Source organism: Oleiphilus sp. HI0125 (assembly GCF_001635355.1).
Window position 1 is genome coordinate 1 of record NZ_LWGF01000391.1, and the last position, 602, is coordinate 602.

Here is a 602-nt window from a genome sequence, read left to right on the forward strand (position 1 = left end):
TAAATCTAAACGCCCCGCATAGGTGCTTGCAGCAATGGGAGTTATCTTACACTGAGCTTGGACTGCGATATGGAAAGCCCCTTTCTTAAACTCTCCTAAGCCCTTTCCTAGGTTTCGCGTTCCTTCAGCAAAGACCCATATTGAGCGACCTTGGTCATTAATTGCTTCACTAACCTGACCTAATGCATCGATTGAGCTTTTTGCATTCCTGCGATCAATGAGAACATTGCCTGCCAGCCAATACAATTGACCAAAAAAAGGAATCCACTTCAATGAACGCTTCCCAATGCTAGCTGTACCGTACGGTACAATGCAGCCAAGCACATAAAGATCAAGATTGGACTGATGATTCGAAACGATGACGCCTGGTTCAAGTTTCTTGAAACGTTCTTCGTTACGCACTTCAACATTAACACCCAAAAGCTTCAAACCACCATAGCTAAATGCTTTTGCCATAATTCGGTTATTATCGAGATTGAATGGACGGCATAGACAAACGAATACACCCAACACCGCAACCACAACAAAATACAGCGAAAACAAAATAATTCGAACCAACTTCAGCATCGTCAAAAACTACCTAACGCAATGTAATACAGAGG

1 protein-coding gene is annotated in these 602 nt (G+C 42.7%); it reads right to left on the reverse strand.

From position 1 onward, the window contains the following. Nucleotides 1–567: 1-acyl-sn-glycerol-3-phosphate acyltransferase (locus tag A3762_RS05315; protein ID WP_068754424.1), on the reverse strand; the 567-nt coding region annotated here is incomplete at its 3' end. Nucleotides 568–602: the final 35 nt, after the last annotated feature.